A 21,774-nucleotide genomic window follows, 5' to 3' on the forward strand; every position below is an offset into this window, starting at 1 on the left:
TGATGAAAAGATGGCCAGGATTACTAGAAGCGTATAAAGAGTACTTACCAATCAATGAGAGGACCCCAAAACTGACTTTAAATGAGGGGAATACACCGCTAATTAAGCTTGAAAGGCTGTCCGAGGAATGGGGCGTAGAGCTTTATGTGAAAGTGGAGGGGGCCAATCCAACCGGATCGTTTAAAGACCGGGGCATGGTGATGGCGGTTGCCAAAGCGGTAGAGGAAGGCAGCAAAACCGTTATTTGTGCTTCCACCGGAAATACATCCGCCGCCGCTGCTGCCTATGCCGCTCGTGCCGGAATTAATTGCATCGTGGTCATCCCGGAAGGAAAAATTGCCTTGGGAAAACTGGCGCAAGCGATGATGTACGGAGCGGAAATTATCTCCATTGAGGGGAACTTTGACCAAGCGTTACAAATGGTTCGCAATATTAGCAAAGTGGAACCAATTACTCTTGTGAATTCAGTGAACCCTTACAGACTGGAAGGACAGAAGACCGCTGCTTTTGAGGTATGCGACCAGCTGGGCTCAGCACCGGATATCCTCGCGATTCCAGTCGGAAATGCCGGTAATATCAGCGCCTATTGGAAAGGGTTTAAAGAATACAACGACAAAAAAGAGACAGGACTGCCAAGAATGTTTGGCTTTGAAGCGGCCGGTGCTGCCGCACTTGTCCATAACCGCGTATTTGAAAATCCGGAAACAATTGCTACGGCCATCCGGATCGGGAATCCGGCAAGCTGGAATTTAGCTGTAAATGCAGTCCAGGAATCGGCTGGACAGTTTGATGAGGTCACCGATGAAGAAATCGTCGCCGCCTATAAAAAATTAGCCTCCACTGACGGTGTTTTTGCAGAACCGGCATCCTGCGCCTCCATCGCAGGAGTTTATAAAAGTATTCAAAATGGCAAAATCGCCAAGGGAACAACCATTGTTGCTGTCCTTACAGGCAATGGCTTAAAGGATCCGGACACGGCGATTAAAAGCAGCCTTGTAGCACCAACTCAATTGCCAAATGACGAAAAGGCGGTTGCAGAACATATTCGAGGGGTTGTAAGTGATGCCTCTAAATAATCGAATGCGAATCAGGGTCCCTGCCAGCACGGCCAATCTTGGTCCGGGGTTTGACTCCATCGGCTTGGCACTTAATCTGTATTTAACACTGGAAGTGGAGCAAAGTAACCAGTGGGAGTTTTATTCCGCAAATCAAGAGCTGGCAAATCTTCCAAATGACGAGCAGCATTTTATCGCCCAAGTGGCCATCGGGGTAGCGAAAAAGTACGGGAAAGAAATGTCTCCATACAAGGTGAAAGTCGCAAGCGAAATTCCCCTGGCCCGTGGTCTCGGTTCCAGCGCCTCCGCGATTGTCGCGGGAATTGAGCTGGCCGATATCGCCTGTGAGCTGGCATTAACTAGAGAAGATAAGCTTTTATTGGCAACGGAAATAGAGGGCCATCCGGATAATGTTGGAGCGTCTATTTACGGAGGTTTAGTCGTCGGCAGCTATCAGCAAAATGAGGTTGATGTGCTGTCGTTTACCAATCTTCCTTTTGAGGCGGTTGCGGTTATTCCCAAGGAGACATTATTAACAAAGGATTCCCGTGATGTACTCCCTAAAGAGTTTTCACGCAGTGAGGCAATTGCAGCGTCTTCAACAGCCAACCTATTGGTTGCCGCTTTATTAAGCGAAAATTGGCAATTGGCAGGTAAAATGATGGAGAGGGATCGTTTTCATCAGCCCTATCGCCGTCCACTTATTCCTTTTTATCAGGCTGTGGAGAGTGCGGCCAAGAAAAATGGGGCATTCGGAACTGCCTTAAGCGGGGCCGGTCCTACTGTGATCTGTTTTACCGAAAAAGCCAAAGGTAGAAAGCTGGCACATAACCTGCAGCAGCTTTTTTCCGAAATGTCGGTAAAACTATTAAGCATCGATTATTTTGGTAGTCTGGTAGAAGACTGCGAACCCAATCCCTTTCAAACGAAGAAGCTTGTATAAATGAAAGGGCAGCGTGATGGCTGCCCTTCGCTAAGGACCGAAGTAGTCGTGCAACTGCTAATCTTGAGCGTAGATAGATAAAGATAACATGTTATAAACAGGAGTGAAAGAAATGAATGTACAAGTGACACGCGCCTACAACTTTAATGCGGGTCCATCTGCCCTCCCCCTTGAGGTTTTAGAAAAAGCCCAGCAGGAATTCCTTGATTTTCGCGGTACCGGTATGTCTGTAATGGAATTAAGCCATCGCAGTAAGGAATATGAGGAGGTACATAATCAAGCCAAGGCCTCCTTGAAAGAACTGCTGTCGATACCTGATCATTATCAGATTCTATTTCTCCAAGGCGGTGCAAGTCTGCAGTTTTCGATGATTCCAATGAACTTCTTAAAACCGGAACAAAAAGCAGGCTATGTTTTAACCGGTTCGTGGTCTGAAAAAGCCTTTAAAGAAGCTGAAGTTTTTGGGAATCCTTATGAAGCTGCGAGCACAAAAGACGATCATTACCGCCGGATTCCTTTGCAAAATGAGCTTCAGTATAATGCGGATGATGCCTACCTGCATCTGACATCTAATAACACTATTTACGGTACCGAGTGGAAAGACTTTCCTGCTGTCGATGTGCCACTAATTGGAGATATGTCGAGCGATATTCTGTCACGGCCTATCGATATCAGCAAATTTGCGCTTATCTATGCCGGTGCCCAGAAAAACCTCGGACCTTCAGGTGTAACAGTTGTCATTATCCGTGACGATTTGATTGAAAAAGCAAATAAAGATATTCCGACAATGTTAAAATACAGCACTCATGCAAAAAATAATTCGTTATACAACACACCGCCGACCTTTGGCATCTACATGCTTGGGGAGGTTCTCAACTGGGTAAAGAGCATTGGCGGCATTACTGAAATAGCCAGAAGAAACGAAGAAAAGGCAAAATTACTTTATGATGCAATTGATGAAAGTAACGGATTTTACATCGGACATGCGGAAAAGGACAGCCGTTCGCTAATGAACGTCACCTTCCGTGTGAAAGATGAAGTGTTAGAAAAGAAATTTTTGGCTGAAGCAAAACAAGCAGGCTTTGTTGGGGTAAATGGTCATCGTTCTGTCGGCGGCTGCCGCGCTTCCATCTACAATGCGGTTCCCTATGAAGCCTGCCGGGCATTCCGTGACTTCATGAAACAATTCCAACAAGTAAATGGCTAATAATCGATAAGAACTGAATGAATCGGAAAAAACTGCCCGTCCTATTTTTTGCTGGACGGGCAGTTTCTTCGTTTAAAATACGCCCCGCTGAATAAATAGGTTGCAAAAGCAGCTCTTAAGCTCTTTTTCTTATTGTTGCTCGTACACGACTCAGCTGTAATATGATAAAATAGTGTAAAAATTGGAAATATTGGGAGATGGACAAATCTATGAAGCTTCCAATCATTCAAACAAAGCTGCGGGTTCCGGCTGTTAAAGAAAATTTTATTAGACGGGCAAGGCTGACACAAAAAATGAAGAAGATAGCTGAATATCCTTTAACAATCATCCATTCTGGTGCCGGTTTTGGTAAGAGCACGGCGCTGGCATTATTTATTACGGATGAAAAATTACCCGGCTGCTGGTACTCCATTTCATCCATGGATGATGATGTCCTTCCGTTTCTTTGGCATATTATTCACTCGGTACGCAGCGTTGCTCCTGAGTTTGGTAAGGAATTATCTGCGTATATTGAAACCATCGATCACTATATTCGCGAGGAAGAAATTGGTTTATTATGCTCCTTGTTTATTAATGAAATCAATGAGCTGGATGCGGATGTGACATTAATTTTGGATGATTTTCATCAAATTGAACATTCCTATACCATCAACAGCTGGATGGAAAAACTGCTGGAACATATCCCACCAAATTTACATTTGGTTATTTCCAGCAGAAGTCGTCCGGTATGGAAGTATTTAACGAAAATGAAAGTTTGCGGACAGTTTCTAGAGATTACCAGAGAAGACTTAATCCTGACAATGGACGAAATGGAACTGCTAATGACCGATCTTTATGGGTTAACAGTGGAATCCAGCCATGTACAAACGATTTATCAGCTGACCGAGGGTTGGGTTATCGCCATTTGTATGATTGCCCAGCAAATCCCATTAAAAAAGGACATTGCCGATATTTTTGAACATTCCTCACAGTCCCTGCAAGACTTTTTTCAGTATCTTGTCATGGAAGTGTTTTCAAAACAGCCTCCCATTGTTCAGCAGTTCCTCGAACAGGCCTCGATCTTTGAAGAAATAGAAGAAGCCATGTGTGAAGAAGTAATCGGCCTTCACGGAGCCGCTAAAATGTTGGAACAGTTGAAAGATAGAAATTTATTTATTCAAAAAGTAGGCGGAACGCATTATCGTTTTCATGCTCTATTTAAAGAGTTTCTCGAAAACCTATTGAAAAATAATCAACCGGAAAACTATTATCTGCTTCATGAACGATGTGCCCGCTACTTTGAGAAAAGACAACTATGGGAGGAAGCGCTCCATCATTATAAAAAGATTGAACACAATCAAGCGATTGCCGCGATCTTACAAGAACAAGGCTTGAAAATGCTGGAAGGAGGGAAATTGGAAAGCCTTTCTGATCAACTAACGATGATTCCTGAGGCGAATATGGATATATACTACCCACTTTGGTACTTGAAGGCGGAAATCCATCGCTACCGTTCCCAATATCAACAAGCAGAGAATTGCTATCATCGGTCTTTTTGCGGTGCCGAGAAAAAGCAGGATCATCTCGGAATGAGTATGGCATTAGAAGGAAAGGCAAAAATTTATCTCGATACGATTCAACCGCATCAGGCGGAACGGATTTTATACGAGGCGATCACCCATCGGGAAAAAAGCAGAGCTTCTGATGAAGAAAAAGGCAGACTCTATCAATTGTTATCGGAAAATTTATTAAATGCCGGGAAAGCTTCGGAAGCAGAAAAATGGATTCAAAAAACGAAGGCGATCGATCTTGATGGAAATTTGGAAGCAAGACTGTATTTACGAACCGGCCGGTTTGAGGAAGCAAAGAGACTGCTTTACCGGAAAAAGGAGCAGTTTAACGCGACAAATTTCACATCACTGCCGCAAGCTCACCGGGAAACAGATGTTTTGCTATCTTTGATCGAAGCTTTTACCGGAAATGGGTTGAGAGCAAAAGAGCTTGCAGAGAAAGGGATTCAACAAGGGATCACGCAGAAAGCTCCGTTTGTTGAAGCCTGTGGCTGGATGCGGCTGGGTCATGCCGTGCAAATTTTAAATAAATATGACTCCCGGTTGGCCGAAAACTGCTATCAGACCGCATTGGAAATTATGGACCAGCTGCATGTGGATAGAGGAAAGGCAGAGCCTTTAATGGGCCTTTGTCGTTTATACGGGATCAGGGGAGAGTTGGAACGCGCCTTGGATGTTGGAAATAAGGCATTGCTGGAAACAGAGAAGGTGAACGATGTTTGGCTTTCTGCGTTAATTACCTTGGGAATGGGGATCACCTGCATTTATAATGAACGATTAACAAAAGCCCATCATTTTTTGAAAAAAACCGATTCCCTTTTCCAGCATTGTGAGGATTCCTATGGACAGATGCTGAGTAAATTTTGGTTGTCCTATCTATTCTTTCTTGAAAAAAAGGAGGAGCTTTTTAAGCAAACGATCGATGAATTTTTAACACTAGTGCAAAATCATGAATATGAATTCTTCTTTTACCATCAAGCGATTTTTAGCCCGCGCGATTTACAAGTTATCGTGCCTTTACTTATTACCTGTTTGAAAGTGGAAATTCAAACACCATTTGTCAGAAAAACATTGGAGAATCTGGGGGTCAGCACTCTTGACTCGCATCCAGGCTACTCGCTTCGCGTGCAAACGTTGGGCCAATTCCGGCTTTGGCTGGGTGAGAAAGAGATTGCTGAAAAAGACTGGCAAAGAGAAAAAGCGAAGGAATTGTTCCAGTTATTCATCACCTTGAACGAGCCGATTGCCAAGGACGAGATTATCCAAATTCTTTGGCCAAATCAAGATAAAAAAAATGCCGACCGTGATTTCAAGGTGGCATTAAACAGTCTATTGCATGTCCTTGAACCGCAGCGGAAGGCGAGAGCCGCATCCTTTTTCATTATCCGTGAGGGGATGTTTTACGGGCTCAATCCCCATGCAGTAATTGAAGTGGATACGACTCAATTTCAAAAACTGATTGAAGAAGGCTTAAACGCAACTGATAGCGTAAAGGTGATTGATTTCCTTAAGCGGGGATTAAACATTTACCATGGCGATTATCTGCCTGAACGACGTTATGAGGACTGGTGCATCAGCAAAAGAGAGAATCTGCTCGTTTATTTTTTACGTGGTGCCGAGAAGATGGCGCAGGTAATGGTCCGCCGCGAAAACTATGATGCCGCGATTGCTTGGTGTGAAAAAATTCTTGACCGCGACCGTACATGGGAAGAGGCCTACCGCCTGTTGATGTATTGCTATTATCGGAAAAACAACCGTCCGCAGGCAATGAAGTGGTATCAGAAATGTGTACGGGTGTTACAGGAGGAATTGGGTGTTATCCCGCTAGAGCCGACCCAGCATATGTACAAGATGATCATCGAAGCAGAAAACTTTATCGATTCATTTGAACAGCCCTAACCAGGCTGTTTTTTTGTAACTCTCCTGTAACTCTTGTTTTCTATCATAAAACAAACGCTATACCAGTTTTATCCCGCCTTAACGGGCAGTAAGACCCCCACCTCGGGGAGTCCAAGTCTACAAGGAATTTAGGTGGGGGATCAACTGCCCGTAAAGGTCCGATTGGTTCAACTAACCATCAGTGGGGGATGAAGAAAACCCCCACTGATGGAAGTTTCACTTTATTGAAAAATTCAAAGGGGGAAAATGTGTGAAAAGGTTTCGTGGAAAATGGGTATTAGTAGGTTTACTGATGGTGGTAATGATGTTTGCCAGTGCCTGCAGCTCTGATAAATCTTCATCAGATTCGAAAGACAATGGAAAGAAAACGGCGAATAAAGAACCGATTAAGATTGGTGTCCTTGCTTCTAAAACAGGAGCTTTGGAATCTTACGGAAAACAAACATTAAGAGGCTTCGAGCTTGGACTTGAATATGCAACCGAAGGAAAAATGGAAGTGGCCGGCCGAAAAATTGAATTCATCGTCGAAGATACGGAAACAAAACCGGAAGTAGCCGTACAAAAAGCAACGAAGTTATTAGAGGAAGATAAGGTCGATTTTCTTGTTGGATCATCCAGTTCTGCCGATACATTAGCTGTGCTGCCGTTGGCGGAGGAGTATCAAAAGATCATGGTCGTGGAACCAGCCGCTGCTGATAGTATTACAGGTTCAGAGTTTAATAAGTATATTTTTCACTCCGCACGAAACTCATCTCAGGATGCGGTTGCCGGGGCTGCAGCCATTGCCAAAAAAGGCGTAAAAATTGCCACATTGGCACCGGATTACTCCTTTGGCCGTGATGGTGTCGCTGCTTTTAAAGAAGCTGCGGTCAAGCTTGGGGCAAAAATTGTCAAAGAAGAATATGCCGACCCGGCGGCAACAGACTTTACCTCGAATATTCAAAAAATCATCGATGCCAAACCTGACTATCTTTTTGTTGTGTGGGCGGGTGCCAACTCCCCATGGAAGCAAATTGCCGATATGAAGCTGCAGGAAAAAGGAATCAAAATTTCCACCGGTGCTCCTGATATTGCGGCATTATCGACGATGGAGCCGTTGGTCGGCATGGAAGGCTTCACTGTGTATTATCATGATCTGCCAAAAAATAAAATAAATGATTGGCTGGTTGAAGAACATAAGAAGCGTTTCAACGGCGAAGTACCTGATTTGTTTACTCCAGGCGGAATGAGTGCGGCCATTTCCATTGTGGAAGCAGTGAAGAAATCAAATGGTGATACAGATGCGGATACATTAATCAAAACGATGGAAGGCATGAGTTTTGAGACACCGAAGGGGACGATGACCTACCGTCCGGAAGATCACCAAGCGCTGCAAGCAATGTATGCGATTAAGCTGGAGAAAAAAGACGGTGTTTCCTATCCCGTACCGGTACTAATTAGGGAATTGTCACCTGAAGAAACGGCACCGCCAATTCGCAATAAATAAGAATGATTCAAGGGGAAATGACGGGGGTGAGACCAACTGTAGCGAGGTCCCCCCTCTTCCTAATTTCTAACGAAAAAACAACAGGTGGTGAAATCATGTCTACCCTTATCGAAACAAAGGACTTATCGATTACTTTTGGCGGTCATACGGCGGTTGATTCCGTCAGTGTCTCTGTACCGGAGAAGCATTTTAAATCGATTATCGGACCGAATGGAGCCGGAAAAACAACGTTTTTTAATCTTCTTAGCGGTCAATTAATGCCAACAAAAGGGCACATCTATTTTCGCGGCCGGGATATCACCAAATTGACATCGACGAACCGCACAAGGGCGGGGATTGGCCGCTCCTTTCAAATTACCAATGTGTTTCCCAATTTAACGGTGCTGGAAAATGTCAGATTAGCGGTCCAATCGCAGGCGGGAATTCGCTATCAGATGCTGCTGCATTATAAAAAGTATCGCCAATTTGAAGAAAAGGCTTTAGAGTGGCTCAAACTGGTGCTGTTAGACGATAAAAAAGATTCATTGGCCAGCAACCTGGCTCATGGGGAAAAGCGCAAACTGGAAATCGCCATGCTGCTGGCGCTGGAAACGGAAGTCCTTTTACTGGATGAACCGACGGCGGGAATGTCATTGGAGGAAGTTCCGGCGATATTAGAAGTCATTAAAAAAATTAAGGAACAGGGGAACCGGACGATTATCCTGATTGAGCACAAAATGGATATGATTTTGGATTTATCAGATTCCGTCATGGTGTTATTTAATGGAAGGCTTTTGGCAGATGGAACCCCTGAAGAAATTATGAAAAACGAGACCGTACAGTCGGCTTATTTAGGGGGGCAATTTGATGAATAAGCTGTTAACACTTGATCAGGTAGAAACTCATATTGGGCAATACCATATTCTCCAGGGTGTCTCATTTGAGGTCAAAAAAGGAGAAGTGACCGTCCTCTTGGGGAGAAATGGCGCCGGCAAAACGACAACACTAAGAACGATTATGGGACTTAATCAGGCCACAAAAGGAACGATTTCCTTTAAAGGGGAAGCGATTCAGACCTTGCCAACCTATACGATTGCCAAGAGAGGCATTGGCTATGTTCCTGAGGATCAAGGAATTTTTGCCGGGTTAACGGTGGAGGAAAATATGAGGGTGGCCATCCAAACGGAAAATGAGGAAACGGCGAAACGGATGGAATGGATTGTTAATTTATTTCCCGACCTGAAGAAGTTTTGGAAAAAGCCTGGAGGGCTGCTTAGCGGCGGGCAAAAACAAATGCTTGCGATTGCCAGGGCATATGTAAATGAAAATGAATTGCTGTTAATTGATGAACCAAGTAAAGGCTTGGCCCCGATTGTTGTTGAAAAAGTGATGGAGTCAATTATCCAAATGAAGGATCAGACCACGATTGTATTGGTGGAACAAAATTTCATGATGGCAAGCTACATCGGTGATTGCTTCTACATTATTGACGACGGTCGGACCGTCAGTCATGGATCGATGAAGCAGTTAAAAGAGGATGAAGAAATGAAACGGAAATATCTGGGGATTGCCTAGGAAGGAGGACAGCTGGGTGGATTTGATTATCAACTTAACCATAAATGGACTGGCAACGGGGATGCTGATCTTTTTGCTGGCCGCCGGTCTTACCTTGATTTTCGGCTTGATGGATGTCCTGAACTTTGCACATGGCGGTTTGTTTGCCTGGGGTGCCTACAGCGGTCTTTGGATCTATTCACAAACCGGCAGTTTTCTGGCCGGGATTATCGGCGCCATCCTGACGGGCTTTATACTGGGAATCATAACCGAAAGGTGGATTATCAAACCGGTATATGGCAATCATGTTCAGCAGATTTTAATCACCCTTGGCCTGATGCTTGTCTTATCAGAAATGCTGAAGGTGATTTGGGGCCCGAATCAAATCATGGCGTCGCCTCCTGATTATTTGAAGGGGAGCTGGGAGCTTGGCAGCATCATTATTATCAAGTACCGTGCCTTTATCATTTTAGTCGGGCTGTTCATTTTTGCTGCGGTACAATTTGTTCTTAAAAGAACCAAAATCGGCCTTGTTGTCCGGGCGGGTGTGATGGATAAAGAAATGGTTCAATCGCTTGGAATTAATATCCAGAAGGTGTTTATGTTTGTGTTTATGATGGGTGCCGGAATGGCGGCGCTCGGCGGTGTTCTTTTAGGACCTTATTCTGGTGTGATCCATGCCGGTATGGGAATGGAATTTGCAATTTTGGCATTCATTGTTGTAGTAATTGGGGGCATGGGAAATTTTAAAGGATCGGTGCTGGCCGCCATATTAGTAGGACTTTCCGGTTCGTTTATGGCGTATTATGTCCTTGACTTGTCTCTAGCAGTAAACATGCTCTTGATGGCGATTGTCCTGATTATTCGACCGCAGGGTTTATTTGGAGCAAAGGGGTGAGCATATGCGATTGATTGAGGGGAATAAGATGACAGCCGTCATTCTTAATTGTGGCAGCTTTTCTGGTCCTTTTGCCATTTGTCTATGAATCAAGAAACCTATTTATTTTATTAACCCAGATTTTTGTCTTCTCGATTTTTGCGATGAGTTATGACTTGCTGCTTGGTTTTACCGGTATCGTATCCTTTGGACACGCGATGTTTTTCGGGATCGGCGCTTATTCGATTGGCATCTTTATGAAGCGGTTCGAACCAACGCTTGGGTATTTCCTTTTGGCAGTGTTGATGACGATTGCCCTCACCGCAATTGTCAGCTTTGTAGTCGGCTTGCTGACACTAAGGTTAAAAAGCCATTTCTATGCGATGTTAACTTTGTTGTTATCAGGGCTTTTCCTTGTATTAGCAGAAAAATGGAGGTCCATGACCTATGGAAATGATGGTTTTACCTTTCGAGTTCCGGAGCAATTCATTGACCGGACCCATTTTTACTGGCTTTGTCTGTTTTTGATGGTTGCTGTCTTTTTGCTTCTCAAGCGGTTTACCAATTCACCGCTCGGCCGGGTCATGCAGGCGATTAGGGAAAATGAACAGCGGACCGAATCATTAGGTTATCATGTCCTGCATTATAAAATAACGGCCAGTGTCGTTTCCGGCGTGCTCGCAGGGATTGCGGGGGTCTTGTACGCCGTCTCCTTAAGGTTTGTGAATACAAGTGTATTTACCATGGACATCACTCTTGATGCTTTATTGATGACAATTATTGGCGGTGTCGGGACATTAGTCGGTGCCATCATCGGAGCGGGAATCATTGAATTTGCCCACGATTGGCTGACAGCCCTGGCGAGGGAGCATGCCATTTTTGAACGCTGGATTATCTTTTTTGGGATTATCTACATCTTGGTTGTGATGTTTTTTCCGAAAGGCATTGTTGGAACATTAAGCTCCCTTTCCTGGAAAAAGAAAAAGCAGCATGCAGTGAAAAAAGAAGAAAAAATGGCGGGATGAATGTGGAGCTAATGGATAGCAATCAAATCGTGTCCTTTGTTGTTCGGTTTCAACTGGCAGCGGTAGAGAAGGAAACAGGCAGAAGACAATGGCGCATTAAGGTTACGCATGTACAGGAGGAACGGGAGACCTTATTTGAGTCGTTGGGCGAAGCGATGAACTATATCGCGAAGATGATCGAGGATGTTTAGAAGAGCAGGTGATGGTGTTGCATATTGGAATTGTAAGCACGGGGATCTATCTTCCTGAGGAATTTTTAACAGGAAAAAAGATTGCTGAACTGGCAGGACTCCCTGTTGCTGTTGTCGAAGAAAAAATGGGAATTAGGAAAAAGTATCTCCCTGGTGCCCAAGATCATACATGTCAGATGGGGATTATCGCAGCAAAAAAGGCCATTGCCAAGGCTGGAATCGACCCGTTGGAGATTGATCTCGTCATTTATATTGGCGAAGAACATAAGGAGTATCCGGTTTGGACAGCCGGGATTAAACTACAGGAAGAGGTAGGCGCGCTGAATGCCTGGGCCTTTGACGTTGCTTTAAGGTGCGGGACAACTGTTATGGCTCTGAAAGTCGCCAAAAGTATGATGCTGGCCGATCCATCTATCCGCACGGTCCTGCTTGCCGGCGGTTACCGCAACGTTGATTTCCTTGATTACGAAAATCCTAGATCCCGGTTCATGTTTAATCTTGGTGCCGGGGGCGGGGCCATTCTTTTGCAAAAGGATGTTGATAAAAATCTATTATTGGAAACAGAGATCATCACGGACGGTTCTTTTTCCGAGGATGTTGTCGTCGTTGCTGGCGGTACCAAAAATCCAATCACAAAAGAGGCGCTTGATCGACGCCTGAACAAGCTGGATGTGCTTGATCCTGAAGGGATGAAACAGCGCTTGGAGCAAAAGTCGATGGGTAATTTTTTAAAGGTGATTCGCGAATCACTAAGGAAAAGCGGCTATAGCGAAGCAGACCTGTCCTATTTAGCTATTCTTCACATGAAAAAATCGGCCCATGAATATGTATTAAAAGAACTAGGATTGTCCGAAGAGCAATCGATTTATCTGGAAGACTATGGACATATCGGACAAATTGATCAGATTTTGTCATTGGAGCTGGCATTGGAGCAAGGAAAAATCAAGGATGGAGATGTCGTCGTGTTGGTCAGTGCCGGTATTGGTTACGCTTGGGGAGCGACAACGATTAAATGGGGGAAGGGTGATGGAAATGGTGAATGTGTCCATGAAAAAAGTGCTTTTGCCGAATGGTGAAACTTTGACTTACCGTGAGAGGGAAGGCGGCGATATAAAGGTTTTACTCATCCATGGAAATATGACTTCATCGAAGCATTGGGACTTGGTACTGGAAAATATGGATGCAAAATATAAACTTTATGCTGTTGACCTGCGGGGCTTTGGCGGCTCCAGCTATCATAAGTTAATCATGTTGATCAAGGATTTTTCCGATGATGTGAAGCTGTTCGTCGACGAAATTGGCCTGAAGGATTTCGCTGCCGTCGGCTGGTCAACGGGCGGAGCAGTTGCGATGCAGTTTGCCGCAGATTATCCGGGGTACTGCAATAAGCTGATTTTGCTGGCATCGGAATCGACCCGCGGCTATCCGTTTGATGGGAAAATAAATGAAACCGATGAACCGCGGCGCTTTACCTCGCATGCTGAAATTAAACAAGACTTGATCCGCACCATTCCGGTACAAACTGCCTATGACACCAATGACACGCACCTTTTAAAATTGATTTGGAATTCCGTTATCTACACCCATAATCAACCCGCCCCGGAACGGTATGATGAATATGTTCAAGATATGCGGACACAAAGGAATCTGGCTGAAGTGCATCATGCCAATAATACCTTTAATATCAGCCATCATCATAACGGGCTTGTTGATGGGAACGGCAAAGTGGATTTAATTAACGTCCCAGTCCTTGTTTTGCAAGGGGACCGCGATATGGTGGTTATAAAAGAAATGACAAAGGAACTGCTGGAGGATTTAGGAGAAAAAGCCACATATGTAGAGCTAAAAAATTGCGGCCATTCACCGCTAGTGGATGATCTGCCGCAATTACTGAATGCAATGGATCAATTTTTGGAGGAAAGGTAAAATGAGATTACAAGATAAAGTGGCGATTATCACAGGAGCAGCCGGTGGAATTGGTTTCGCTGCTGCGGAAATATTTGCCCGTGAAGGCGCGAAGGTGGCAATGGCAGATTTTAATGTCGAGCAGGGTGAAGAACTAGCTCGCGGGCTCCAAGAAAAGGGCTATGATGTCAGCTTTTTTCAGGTAAATGTTGCCGACCGTGAAAGTGTCGATGAAATGGTTACCAACGTTCTTTCGGCCTATGGGAAAATCGATATTCTTGTCAATAATGCTGGTATTACCAGAGATGCAATGCTGGCGAAGCTGTCAACAGCCGATTTTCAAAAAGTGCTGGATGTCAATTTAACAGGTGTGTTCCACTGTACCCAGGCTGTACTGCCGGCAATGCTAGCAAATGGCCGCGGCAGAATTATCAATACATCATCAGTCTCCGGGGTCTATGGAAATGTCGGGCAAACGAATTATGCGGCAACGAAAGCCGGTGTCGTCGGGATGACGAAAACCTGGGCGAAGGAGCTGGGACGAAAAGGGATTAATGTCAATGCCGTTGCTCCGGGATTTATTGAAACTGGGATGACCGCAAAGGTGCCGGAAAAAGTGATGGCGCAAATGCTGCAAATGGTGCCTCTGGCACGCTTGGGAAAGCCGGAGGATATTGCCAACGCTTATCTCTTCCTTGCTTCCGATGAAGCAAACTATGTGAATGGAACGGTGCTCCACGTGGATGGCGGCATCATGATGTAAATCCATTTAATTCCATTTAATTCCATTTAATTTGTGCGAACGACCTCACGGGGTCGTTTTTTTGTTCTGCTTGCTGGCCTAGCTCAACTGTAACTGCGCTGTAACTAAAACTAAGTAAAATAGGTCCATCTAGTAGTGAAGGAGCGGTTATCGGTGAATTGGGAATTGGATTGGCTGGAACATCGGGCTAGATTATCCCCTCATAAGGATGCGATTATAGACGAAAGCACAAACATGACATGGACATTTAAGGACTTAAATAATCGGGCAAAATCAATTGCTGGCTGGCTTTGCCAGCGCGGCGTTAAGAAAGGGGATCGAGTAGCCCTCTTATCTCCAAACCATATCTGTTATTTTGATTTGCTGTTTGCCTGCGGAAAAATAGGTGCCATTCTGGTGCCGTTGAATTGGCGCTTATCTGTTCATGAAATAAAGGAAATTTTGGCGGATTGCACCCCTGGTTTAATTGGTATTCACCGCCAGTTCAAAGATAAATTTGCAGATCTGATTGATATTGAGTTGGACGTCTTCTTTATCGAAGCTACAGATTTTGAGGAAATGGTATATTTTTCAGGTAAAGAAAAATTTCTAGAAAGTATTTCTGAAGTCGACCCACTATTGATGATTTATACCGGTGGAACAACCGGGAAACCTAAGGGTGTGGTTTTAAGCCATCAAGCGGTATTCTGGAATGCTTTGAACACAATCGTAAGCTGGAGTTTGGCGGAGGATGATATAACGTTAAACTATATGCCAATGTTTCATACCGGGGGCCTAAATGCTTTATGTATTCCGATTTTGATGGTGGGCGGAACGGTGGTGATTGGCGAGTCCTTTAGTGGAAAAAAAGCAGTGCAATCGCTGAATCGCTACCGTTGCACCAATATCCTCCTTGTGCCAACGATGTATCATATGCTGATTCAAACGGAAGAATTTCAAAGAAGTACCTTCCCGCATATGAAAATCTTTTTATCGGGAGCAGCGCCTTGCCCTTATCAAATTTACGATGCTTTTCGAAAAAAAGGCCTGGCCTTTAAAGAGGGATATGGTCTTACCGAGGCGGGACCAAATAATTTTTATATTAGTCCGGAAGATGCATTAGTGAAACGCGGTTCTGTCGGCAAACCGATGTTGTTTAATTCAATTAAATTAGTCAAGCCGGATGGCAGTGAGACCGCACCGCATGAGGTTGGGGAGCTTTTAATAAAAGGAAAACATGGTTTTTCGTTTTATTGGAATCAGGACCAAACGACAGCAGAAACAATCAAAGACGGCTGGATTTATACCGGGGATTTAGCGAAAAAGGACGAAGAAGGCTTCTATTACATTGTTGGTCGAAAAAAGGATATGATTATTACTGGCGGAGAGAATGTCTATCCGCTTGAAATCGAACAATGGCTGGCTGAACACCCGGCGGTCGACGAAGTCGCTGTTCTTGGTTTACCCGATGATAAATGGGGCGAAATTGTCACTGCATTTATTGCCCCAAAACAGCCTGATTCTCTGACAGAGGAGGAATTACAGGACTATTGCTGTAAAAAGCTGGGACGCTATAAAATTCCAAAGCGAATTATTTTTGTCAATGAGCTTCCGAAAACCCATGTGGGGAAGATTGATAAGCAAAAATTAAAGGAAATCCATACCGTAAAATAATTGGAATCAGCTGCATACCATTTCGAAAAGCAGGAATGGATACAGCTGATTTTTTTCGAAAATTCCTTACACCTTGAGCAGGCAAAGCACGGGTATCGAGTGTTTGATACAAAGACGGAAGATTGTATTAAAGTGGTACTGAAACCATAAGATAATTGAAGATCTGTGCAAAAAAGGCTGAACCTAAGAAAGTTCAGCCTCATTTACTAACTGAAAACTAAGCCAAAATGGCAGCTTTTTCGATAAATAACTTTGATAAAATGGATTGTGTCTTGTTGACATTGTAAACAAGGTAAAAATATCGCTCATCATCGTATTCATTTATTTCGTGACATTTTAGCAGATTGCGATGGGCATATTCCTTTGCCGCAATTTCTGAAATAATTGCGATTCCAATCCCCTGCATGACAAACTGCATCAAGCTTTGCCCGGAATCGGTATAAGCGACGATATTTAAATCCTCTTTGGTCCTATTATTTTTCTTTAAAAATCGCTCAATCATGGCGTTTGTCCCGGAGTCTGTATTCCTCATAATAAAGGGGTACTTAAGCATGTCACGTATGCTGACTGGATCCTTTATTTCCATTTCGTTCGATGTGATGAGTACAAGCTTTTCTTTTAATAAAGGAATGTAATGAAGCTTATCACTGACATATTCATGACCGACAATTCCAATATCTCCGATTCCATTCAAAATTTTCTCCACAGCCGTTTTTGAAGAAGATTGGGTAATTTGAAAAATGGCGTTAGGGTATTGTTCTCGAAATGCCTTTACCATCTTAGGCAGCAAAAATTGACCGGGAACAGAACTTGCAGCAATTTGGATCACGCCGCGAAAATCATTCATGCCCTGTTTTAAATCAAGCAATGCCTGATCTTTGAGCAGCAAAAGTTTAAGTGCCCATTTATAGAGACGCTCCCCATATGGTGTGACAATTGTTTCCCTTCCAACTCGGTCAAACAGCTTAACGTCGAGCATTTTTTCCAAAGCTTGAATATGGGAGCTGACCGTTGACTGACTTAAGAAGACATCCTCTGCCGCTTTGGAAAAGCTCTTATGTTCAACCACTTTTGTGAAAACAAACAGCTGGTGTAAATCCATCGGAATTTTCTCCTTTTATATTCATATAATCGATTAATGATGATAGACAAAATAGATAAATTGAATTTATCTTAGTGTACCACTTTTTTATAATGAAATAATGGTAACAGATTTTTTAAAAGGGAGAGAAAATGATGGCACAGGACATTCAAGCAGATTTACTCTATGATGCCGGCCCTGCAGGCTGTGGGGAATTGATCATGAATTTGTTCCTAACGATGAAAAAAATGGAGAGCGGACAAATCATTCAGGTAATTTCCTATGATCCGGGCGCCAGGGAAGACATTCCCGCATGGTGCAGATTGCAGCATCATACTCTCCTTGACCGCCAGGACTTTGGCAAAATAAGTCATTATTATATTGAAAAAGGCTGAATCTGGCCTTAAAAAAATGTTTGGAGGAATGTATTATGGCTGGAAAATTTTTAGTGAGTGTGACCAATGCAAAAAATGATCCTGACAAAGCAACAGTTGCTTTTGTTGTTGCCAATGCTGCTGTCGCGTCAGGTCAGGAAACGGTTGTTTTTTTAAATGTAGAAGGCGCCTATCTGGCATCTAAAGGCTATGCCGATGACATCCACGAAGAGGGTTTTGCCCCGCTAAAACAATTAATGGATCAATTCGTCGAAGCCGGTGGAACACTTTGGGTCTGCAGCCCATGCTATAAAAAACGCGGCTTGGATGAGGAAAATCTTGTAGAAGGTGCCAAAATCGTTGGCGGTGCCAAATTAGTTGAGTTTTTAAGCCAAGGCGCCGCTTCGATTACTTACTAAAATAAGGTGATACAGATGCAAAATCCACATGCAGTTTGCGATGGCGGTGATTTGGATTGCGGTTCAGGCTTGTTATTAATTATTAAAAAAGCAATGGATCCGCTTGAGGACGGCCAAATTTTGGAGGTGCGCAGCAGGGAGCGAACCGTTGCCGAGGACCTGCCAGCCTGGTGTCGGATGGTTAACCATCAATTTCTCGGTTCAGAGCCTGGTGACAATACAACCCGCTACTTTATTGCCAAGGGTTCGGCTCAAAAAGAACTGGCTCAAGATTTACAAGCAGCGAAAGGTTATCAGTGGAGTGTCCGCGTTCAAGGTGGAAAAGACCTTTCTGCAAAGGTTTTTTCACGGAATCATCAATTCCTTGCCGGGCAGCCGGCTGATTTTAGTTCGAAGGTAAATGCGCCAAGTGCGATTGATTATTTACTTGCAGCCCTTGCCTCCTGTCTGACGGTGGGTTTTAAGGCCCAGGCCTCCCGCAGAAATATCGAAATTGATCACCTTGAACTTTCCTTAAAGGGCGGATTGGAAAACGTTTTGTATCATCTGGAGTTGGATGAGGAAGGCAGCCCAAGGATGGATCAACTCACCGGGACCTTTTATATCTCCTCTCCTGAAGAGGAAGCGGTTCTGGAGGAACTTTGGCGTAATACATTGGACCGTTCTCCTGTCTATCAAACTCTTAAACAAGCTGTACCAATTGAGATAAAGCTTTCAATTGTTTTTTAAAATTGTCAAATTCCTTGAAGCTTTAGATATGGGGTACGCTTATAAAGTTTTTAATTGTATCTTAACTGGGGGTAAACCAAATATGACATTACCTATTTTCCCCACCACGGTGATTGGCAGCTGGCCAAGGTCCACGGCAGTGAAAAAGGCGATGCGTGATAAGCGCGCCGGGAGAATAACGGAAGAAGAGTTTCAAGTCATTGCCGATCAGGCAATTTTGCAAATTTTAAAGTGGCAGGAAGAGGCGGGCATCGATATCGTCTCCGATGGCGAGCAGCGCCGTGATAATTTTATTTCCTTTGTTGCCGAGCATTTGAATAATGTTCGCATGCTGTCGGTATCGGAGCTGTTGGAATACGTCGAGGACAAAGCCAGTTTTGAAGAAATTCTTGGCACTCTCGATGTCCCTGCTTTTTCAATGTCCAATCCGGCAGCGGTTGGAACCATCAGCCGCAGAAAGCCGCTTGCCCTTGATGACTATTTATTTTTGAAAAAACATACCGATAAGGCTGTAAAGGTCGCCTTGCCGGGGCCTTATCTATTGACCAGGGCAATGTGGGTGGAAGGCTTATCAATCGATGCCTATCCAACAAAAGAGGATTTGGCCGTAGATATTGTGAAAGTCCTACGGGAGGAACTGGATGACTTGATTGCTGCAGGTGTTGAATTTGTGCAATTTGATGAGCCGGTTTTAACGGAACTTGTGTTCACACAGAAAAATGCCAATCGAACCTTTATGTGTGGTGCTTTGACAGCAAAAGCCGATGCCGAGGAGGAAATTGCCTTCGCTTTGGATTTAATGAATCAAGTAACCGACGGCAAGCTTGGCCGGGGCACGAGGATTGGCGTCCATGTTTGCCGCGGAAATTGGAGCACTCAGGAGCAGGTATTGCTGCGCGGCCCCTACTATCCGTTGGTCCCATACTTGTCTAAGGTTAAGGTGGATCAGTTGATCCTCGAATACGCTACTCCTCGAGCCGGTGAAATTGCTGCGATACGCGATTTCGGCGGCAAAGAAATCGGCTTTGGAGTTGTTAACCCACGGACTGAGACTGTAGAAACTGTCGATGAAATTATTGAACGCGTTCAGGAGGTCAGAAAGTTTTTACCTGATGAAAAAATCTTTTTAAATCCTGACTGCGGCTTTGGTACTTTCGCCCAGCGCCCAATGAACAGTGATGAAGTCGCTGTAGGAAAATTAAAGGTAATGGCGGCAGCGGCAAAGAAAATACGGGCAATGGTTCTTGCTTAAGATGGAGTGCCTGACACTTTTCTATCAGTGTCAGGCACTATTTTTAAGAAAATTCAAAATTTTTATTGTGTGATACGAATACGTATTAGTATCATAGTAATTGAAATAAGAATGCGAGGTGGAGTTAACGTGACAAAAGCGATTGAAGAGTATTCATTATCAGAACTGGTCGAAAAAATTACAGAAATTATTAACGAAAATCCTGAACCAATTCAAGGGTTTAACGCTGTTGTTCAATTTGAGGTTACAGATCAAGATCCCAGCACTTATCAATATTATTTTGAGGATAATACATTAAAGATTATGGCTGGAGTGGAAGCAGAGCCAAAAGTTACAATGCAATTGAATTATGATCATTTTAAAAAATTCCTCTTGGGAAAACTAAGCGGTGCAATGGCCTTAATGACTGGTAAAGTAAAAGTAAAAGGAGATATAACAGTTGCATTAAAAATTGAAAATATTTTAGGTAAATATAATTTTAAAAACCTTTTATAATAGTTCAACAGGCTGTTGAGAAGAACCTCAACAGCTTTTTTAGACAGTAATTGCCTTTTTTTCCTCCAGACATTGCTCCAAAATCCATGGCCATTTTCCATGTCCTGACCCGGTATTAATGTGACCCATATTTGGAAAAGTGATCGATGGAAGCCCGATATTTTTATATAAAAGGGAATCTTCCAAGCTGCAATAGGGATCATTGGAAGAATGAACGAATAACGTCTGATTTGCAGCAATGGTCAGCGGTCTTTTATCAAGAGGCACAGGGAAAAAAGATTTTGCCTCAGCCAGGATTACCCTTGGTGAGGGCGGCGCCACCAGAATTGCACGATCAGCAATACTTTTGTTCAGCTTTGCTGCATAATGAAGCCAAAGAATACATCCCAAGCTATGAGTAATAACGGTTAATGGGCGATTTTTAGGTATAGCGTCAAGGGCGGAGGCTAGTTCTCCGATCCATTTATCTTTTTTAGGTGAATGAAAGTTGGAAAAGACAGGATAGGAAACATCATAATTTCGGGCTGTCAATTCTTGTACCAGCCAAGTCTGCCAATGATCATGACCACTTCCGTTTAAACCATGAATAATAAGAAAATGGTTTTGCATTAGGACTACCTCCTCATAAAGTATATTATTCCGATTAATAAACTAGGTTTTATGTGAATTATATTCTTTTAGAATGAAAAAGGCAATAGGTAAAGACAAAGTGGAAATGATTTTTAATACCGCTAAATTTGGCGGGAATTTAGAGAGTATACGGCCAGAATTGCAGAAACGGGTGAATTATATAAAGGAGTAAAATAAAATGGAGACTAAACAAAAAACTCTTGCTATGCAAGAGTTTTAAATAATGGAGACTAGGGGGATCGAACCCCTGACCTCTTGCATGCCATGCAAGCGCTCTCCCAGCTGAGCTAAGCCCCCGATATGAAGTACATGAGTTATTATATCCTCAATTTATATTACTTGCAAGAGAAAATTTAAGAAAAAAATTTCCAATTAAATTAGCAAGTTAAATTAGTAAAAATGAAGAAAACAGATTTATTTGAGAGAAGAAATCGTAACACACATATATGAATTGGATTCATTTTAATATTATAATGAACTGAACCGAGAAATTTAAAAATCATATTGCAAACATTTTTAGATCATGCTATATTAAATTTCGCCCTCTTCAAGCGATGTAAACAACGAAATAGACTTTGAAAAAAGTTGTTGACACCATGAAGAGAGATATGATAAATTATAAGAGTCGCTTTTGAGTGATTGAGAAAAAATGCTGAATAAGAAAAATTATTCCATTGATAGTACTCTTTCACTGAAATGATTTGATT

The 21,774-nt window shown here is 43.4% G+C and carries 21 protein-coding genes and 1 tRNA gene; 19 read left to right on the forward strand and 3 right to left on the reverse strand.

From position 1 onward, the window contains the following. The first annotated feature begins 2 nt into the window (after positions 1-2). The 14 genes from thrC to RCG24_RS21190 all read left to right on the forward strand — a co-directional run bounded on the left by thrC (position 3) and on the right by RCG24_RS21190 (position 16,087). Positions 3-1,076 (forward strand): threonine synthase, encoded by a 1,074-nt coding sequence (gene thrC, locus RCG24_RS21125; protein ID WP_308079234.1) that lies wholly within the window; start codon positions 3-5, stop codon positions 1,074-1,076. After that, the gene (gene thrB / locus RCG24_RS21130) at positions 1,063-1,998 is read left to right on the forward strand and encodes a homoserine kinase (RefSeq protein WP_308077994.1); all 936 of its coding nucleotides are present in this window, start codon (positions 1,063-1,065) and stop codon (positions 1,996-1,998) included. Before thrC ends, thrB begins: the two co-directional genes overlap by 14 nt. A gap of 112 nt (positions 1,999-2,110) precedes the next feature. Further along, complete coding sequence (gene serC / locus RCG24_RS21135; RefSeq protein ID WP_308077995.1) at positions 2,111-3,205, forward strand: 3-phosphoserine/phosphohydroxythreonine transaminase; 1,095 nt, start codon at positions 2,111-2,113, stop codon at positions 3,203-3,205. 209 nt (positions 3,206-3,414) lie between these two features. Further along, positions 3,415-6,654, forward strand: coding sequence for a winged helix-turn-helix domain-containing protein (locus tag RCG24_RS21140; RefSeq protein WP_308077996.1), 3,240 nt, complete (start codon positions 3,415-3,417; stop codon positions 6,652-6,654). Between the two features lie 292 nt (positions 6,655-6,946). Continuing rightward, positions 6,947-8,140, forward strand: coding sequence for a substrate-binding domain-containing protein (locus tag RCG24_RS21145; RefSeq protein WP_202655774.1), 1,194 nt, complete (start codon positions 6,947-6,949; stop codon positions 8,138-8,140). A gap of 95 nt (positions 8,141-8,235) precedes the next feature. Further along, complete coding sequence (locus tag RCG24_RS21150; RefSeq protein ID WP_202655747.1) at positions 8,236-8,994, forward strand: ABC transporter ATP-binding protein; 759 nt, start codon at positions 8,236-8,238, stop codon at positions 8,992-8,994. Further along, the gene (locus RCG24_RS21155) at positions 8,987-9,694 is read left to right on the forward strand and encodes an ABC transporter ATP-binding protein (RefSeq protein ID WP_308077997.1); all 708 of its coding nucleotides are present in this window, start codon (positions 8,987-8,989) and stop codon (positions 9,692-9,694) included. The genes RCG24_RS21150 and RCG24_RS21155 overlap by 8 nt, the downstream gene beginning before the upstream one ends. A 16-nt stretch (positions 9,695-9,710) precedes the next feature. Next, positions 9,711-10,571, forward strand: a complete 861-nt coding sequence (locus tag RCG24_RS21160) for a branched-chain amino acid ABC transporter permease (protein ID WP_308077998.1) — start codon at positions 9,711-9,713, stop codon at positions 10,569-10,571. A gap of 47 nt (positions 10,572-10,618) precedes the next feature. Continuing rightward, positions 10,619-11,575, forward strand: a complete 957-nt coding sequence (locus tag RCG24_RS21165) for a branched-chain amino acid ABC transporter permease (protein WP_374049167.1) — start codon at positions 10,619-10,621, stop codon at positions 11,573-11,575. Positions 11,576-11,586: 11 nt separating this feature from the next. Next, a complete protein-coding gene (locus RCG24_RS21170) occupies positions 11,587-11,766 on the forward strand; it encodes a hypothetical protein (RefSeq protein ID WP_202655751.1) in 180 nt (59 codons plus the stop codon). Between the two features lie 11 nt (positions 11,767-11,777). After that, positions 11,778-12,842 carry a 3-oxoacyl-ACP synthase gene (locus RCG24_RS21175; RefSeq protein ID WP_202655752.1) on the forward strand — a complete coding sequence of 355 codons (1,065 nt, stop codon included), beginning with the start codon at positions 11,778-11,780 and terminating at the stop codon, positions 12,840-12,842. Next, positions 12,814-13,692 carry an intracellular short-chain-length polyhydroxyalkanoate depolymerase gene (locus RCG24_RS21180; RefSeq protein ID WP_308078000.1) on the forward strand — a complete coding sequence of 293 codons (879 nt, stop codon included), beginning with the start codon at positions 12,814-12,816 and terminating at the stop codon, positions 13,690-13,692. The genes RCG24_RS21175 and RCG24_RS21180 overlap by 29 nt, the downstream gene beginning before the upstream one ends. 1 nt (position 13,693) lies before the next feature. Continuing rightward, positions 13,694-14,434, forward strand: coding sequence for a 3-oxoacyl-ACP reductase FabG (fabG, locus tag RCG24_RS21185; protein WP_202655753.1), 741 nt, complete (start codon positions 13,694-13,696; stop codon positions 14,432-14,434). A 153-nt stretch (positions 14,435-14,587) separates the two neighbouring features. Then, positions 14,588-16,087 carry an acyl-CoA synthetase gene (locus tag RCG24_RS21190; RefSeq protein ID WP_202655754.1) on the forward strand — a complete coding sequence of 500 codons (1,500 nt, stop codon included), beginning with the start codon at positions 14,588-14,590 and terminating at the stop codon, positions 16,085-16,087. Positions 16,088-16,304: 217 nt separating this feature from the next. Here RCG24_RS21190 and RCG24_RS21195 read toward each other — a convergent pair whose 3' ends face one another. Next, complete coding sequence (locus RCG24_RS21195) at positions 16,305-17,189, reverse strand: selenium metabolism-associated LysR family transcriptional regulator (protein WP_202655755.1); 885 nt, start codon at positions 17,187-17,189, stop codon at positions 16,305-16,307. A gap of 131 nt (positions 17,190-17,320) precedes the next feature. Between RCG24_RS21195 and RCG24_RS21200 the strand changes: the two genes are divergently transcribed. From RCG24_RS21200 to RCG24_RS21220, 5 genes are all read left to right on the forward strand, one after another. Further along, entirely contained in the window at positions 17,321-17,563 is a 243-nt protein-coding gene (locus RCG24_RS21200; RefSeq protein ID WP_235888261.1) for a sulfurtransferase TusA family protein, read from the forward strand. Between the two features lie 35 nt (positions 17,564-17,598). After that, positions 17,599-17,961, forward strand: coding sequence for a DsrE family protein (locus tag RCG24_RS21205; protein ID WP_202655756.1), 363 nt, complete (start codon positions 17,599-17,601; stop codon positions 17,959-17,961). A 15-nt stretch (positions 17,962-17,976) separates the two neighbouring features. Beyond that, positions 17,977-18,690 carry a sulfurtransferase TusA family protein gene (locus RCG24_RS21210; protein WP_202655757.1) on the forward strand — a complete coding sequence of 238 codons (714 nt, stop codon included), beginning with the start codon at positions 17,977-17,979 and terminating at the stop codon, positions 18,688-18,690. 94 nt (positions 18,691-18,784) lie between these two features. Further along, positions 18,785-19,942: a cobalamin-independent methionine synthase II family protein gene (locus tag RCG24_RS21215; protein ID WP_308079235.1), complete on the forward strand. Its 1,158-nt coding sequence runs from the start codon at positions 18,785-18,787 to the stop codon at positions 19,940-19,942. Between the two features lie 129 nt (positions 19,943-20,071). Then, complete coding sequence (locus RCG24_RS21220; protein WP_202655759.1) at positions 20,072-20,437, forward strand: SCP2 sterol-binding domain-containing protein; 366 nt, start codon at positions 20,072-20,074, stop codon at positions 20,435-20,437. A gap of 39 nt (positions 20,438-20,476) precedes the next feature. On the opposite strand, the gene RCG24_RS21225 is transcribed toward RCG24_RS21220, so the two are convergent. Beyond that, positions 20,477-21,046 (reverse strand): RBBP9/YdeN family alpha/beta hydrolase, encoded by a 570-nt coding sequence (locus RCG24_RS21225; RefSeq protein ID WP_202655760.1) that lies wholly within the window; start codon positions 21,044-21,046, stop codon positions 20,477-20,479. Between the two features lie 245 nt (positions 21,047-21,291). Then, positions 21,292-21,364: transfer RNA gene (locus tag RCG24_RS21230), tRNA-Ala, on the reverse strand. Between the last annotated feature and the right edge of the window lie 410 nt (positions 21,365-21,774).

This window comes from Neobacillus sp. OS1-32 (assembly GCF_030915425.1).
GTDB classification, from domain to species: domain Bacteria; phylum Bacillota; class Bacilli; order Bacillales; family Cytobacillaceae; genus Neobacillus; species Neobacillus paridis.